This is a genomic window from Photobacterium alginatilyticum (assembly GCF_009910675.1).
Lineage (GTDB): Bacteria > Pseudomonadota > Gammaproteobacteria > Enterobacterales > Vibrionaceae > Photobacterium > Photobacterium alginatilyticum.
Genome location: NZ_RSEJ01000082.1, coordinates 1 through 2499 on the forward strand (window position 1 = coordinate 1; position 2499 = coordinate 2499).

At 40.6% G+C, this 2499-nt stretch carries 2 protein-coding genes and 2 pseudogenes; 3 read left to right on the forward strand and 1 reads right to left on the reverse strand.

The window, feature by feature from the left end; translation table 11 throughout:
- Positions 1-173, forward strand: a pseudogene (locus EIZ48_RS29595) (IS5/IS1182 family transposase); the annotation flags it as partial.
- 465 nt (positions 174-638) lie between these two features.
- On the opposite strand, the gene EIZ48_RS29820 reads toward EIZ48_RS29595, so the two are convergent.
- Complete coding sequence (locus tag EIZ48_RS29820) at positions 639-1790, reverse strand: methyl-accepting chemotaxis protein (protein ID WP_160658638.1); 1152 nt, start codon at positions 1788-1790, stop codon at positions 639-641.
- 322 nt (positions 1791-2112) lie between these two features.
- On the opposite strand from EIZ48_RS29820, the gene EIZ48_RS27920 reads away from it, so the two are divergent.
- Both EIZ48_RS27920 and EIZ48_RS27925 read left to right on the forward strand, forming a co-directional pair.
- Positions 2113-2322: a hypothetical protein gene (locus EIZ48_RS27920; RefSeq protein WP_160658640.1), complete on the forward strand. Its 210-nt coding sequence runs from the start codon at positions 2113-2115 to the stop codon at positions 2320-2322.
- 57 nt (positions 2323-2379) lie between these two features.
- Positions 2380-2499, forward strand: a pseudogene (locus EIZ48_RS27925) (IS5/IS1182 family transposase); the annotation flags it as partial.

Genomic DNA, 2499 nt, shown 5'->3' on the forward strand with positions numbered 1-2499 from the left:
GCTATCACTCTCGGTCAATATCCGAAACGGCAATGTCGAGATATAAACGTCTTCTTGGTTCAAGCCTGAGTCTACGAGATTATGATGCTCAAGTAGGTGAAGCCTACGCAGCTGTTCGAGCTTTAAATAAGCTGTCGAGTCTTACCATGCCTCAAACAATTAGAGTTGATTAATCCCAAACAAATGTTGAGTCCGTTCAGCTTAAATTCGATTTACGCAACAAAGCCCCTTTGATGGCGAAAACGCAGAAGAAAAGGCGTGGGATTTCTTGCTTTGGGCTGCGGGAGCACGTGGTTGGTCGATGGAATCTAAATCTGAAGATGAACCTACCGTCAAATCGTAGCCGAAGCCAAGCAAGCCGCATATATCGAATACGCCAACAGCTATTACCGATTCAAAGAAAAGCGTGCTTACTGGCAAAGCGTTTTAAGTGATGAACGATTCCTTAATGAAAGGGAGGGAGATCATGAGGCTGAATTGTCCATGGATATGCTACTGGTTGGGTAGCATGAGAGGTATTACAATACCGGTGACCCGTATCTACTCATGTGAGGAAATGACTATGTGTGACGAAGAAAATCAGGTATTAGGAAAGTAGGTTGTGCTGTAATAGCCACAACCTATAAAACTGGTTAAAGTTAAAGCGTAAATTTAGCAATTGATGTTGAAATAGCGTCTTCCATTGTATGTTGCTCATGAATGCGATGTGTGATGTGGGTGATTGTTTGGTGATTACTGTTGGAATGCTGGCTAATCAGATTGATGATTTCTGTCATACTCGTGCTCATATGTTGTAAGTTATGAGCAAGTTGCGATGTCTGAACGACTAGCTCAAGCGTGGAACTTCCTTCTGTTGTCGTTTGCTGGATTATGTCTACTGTTTTATCCATACCAGATTGCATCTCATCTAGTCTCTTGATTTGTCTGTTCATCTGCCCAGTCGCTTGATTGGTAGCCTGAGTAATTTCGCCGACAATTTGATCAATTTCACTAAGACTTTTTTGAGTACGAGCAGCAAGTCCACGTACTTCATCTGCAACTACAGCAAAACCTCTTCCTTGTTCTCCAGCACGTGCAGCTTCAATCGCTGCATTTAGAGCGAGTAGGTTAGTTTGATCTGCGATACCTGCGACAACTGTTAATACGCCTCGTACCTTATCTGCACTGTCGTTGAGGCGATCTAGATCCTGTTCCAATTCTGTATTATTTAGTGTGTAGTCGTGTAATAGCTTTTCCAGCGAGGTAAAGTTTTGCTGAACTTCTTGCAGGTTACTATTTATGTGATTGATATTGTTGTGAGAGTCAGTGGTGCTGGAGGAGAGTACAGTTGCCAACTGGTCTAGTTCAATCAGTTTTTCACTACCTTGGAGCACAAGGTTATTAGAATTTGCAGTTAGCTTTAAAACATTGTCCGCCATCTCAGCAACCTGTCCTGCATGATCTAAACTGGTCTGTGAGTTGGTTTTTATTTCTTTTAATACGGCGCTAATTTCATTGCGTAAATTGTCTACGACTGTAAGTAATTGGGCAAATTCAGCATTATACCGGGCATCGACATCGCAAGCGTGGGATAGATCCTTCTGTGAGATATTCTCTAAGTAATGGCTTACTTGAGCTATTGTATCCACTCCCCAACGCTTTTCGTCAAGATCATGGATTAAAACGACCGCAGCAATAATTAGCTGGATGATAGTGGAGAGTAGATTCTCTGTGAGTAAGAGTGCATTTAGCACTAGTAGTAGGATTCCAATCCAGTGAACTATGCGCATTCTGATAAATAGTGACTTCATTCCCTATTCCTATCTTATCTAATGAGTTTGGTTTATTAATTATTTTGAATAAACCAAGTTGTTAATAGCTTTAGTAATTATATCTATCAGTAGTAGATTAAACATTCATCTGAGATACATCAATATATTTATGTATTGGACAGCAACTTTCTGGATGTCTGGTTTTCTTGCAGCGTTTCAATACTCCTTCAAACTGTACTGTTATGTAGTAAGTCCCCATGGTAGACAAGCCCTGTGATTTCGTTGAGCATGTGAAAACTGTACACATACAGTAAAACTACTATGTATTTGCACAGTGCTATTTTTGAGGTTGGCTGTGCTAATGAAAAACGAAGAACAATTTATGGAAGCTATTGAATTCATTGTTGATGGTGTTGTGCAGAATACGGGCGATGAAAACAAGAGTGCTATAGGTATCTATTTGGCCAGTTTAGTATTGGCAGATAAAGCAGAGCATTTCACTCCAGAAGTGCTTTTAGGCCTAAAGGAACTTGTAGATCAACTAGAGGCTTTGTTGCGTAAATCAGTTTGAACTCTTTCGGAAAGTGACGATCTGATCGCTCATGTTCCATCGTTAGTTATATGAGCCATGAGTAAAACCAAGGTCCGTTACAAGACCAATAACTGGAAAGAGTATAATCAAGCCTTGATCAACAGAGGCTCAATAACCTTCTGGATTGATGAAGAAGCAATATCGTCATGGGAATCT

Bases quoted from the DNA above. Each gene is read 5' to 3' on its own strand.
- EIZ48_RS29820 (WP_160658638.1), bottom strand. From the start codon at position 1,790: ATGAAGTCACTATTTATCAGAATGCGCATAGTTCACTGGATTGGAATC.
- EIZ48_RS27920 (WP_160658640.1), top strand. From the start codon at position 2,113: ATGAAAAACGAAGAACAATTTATGGAAGCTATTGAATTCATTGTTGAT.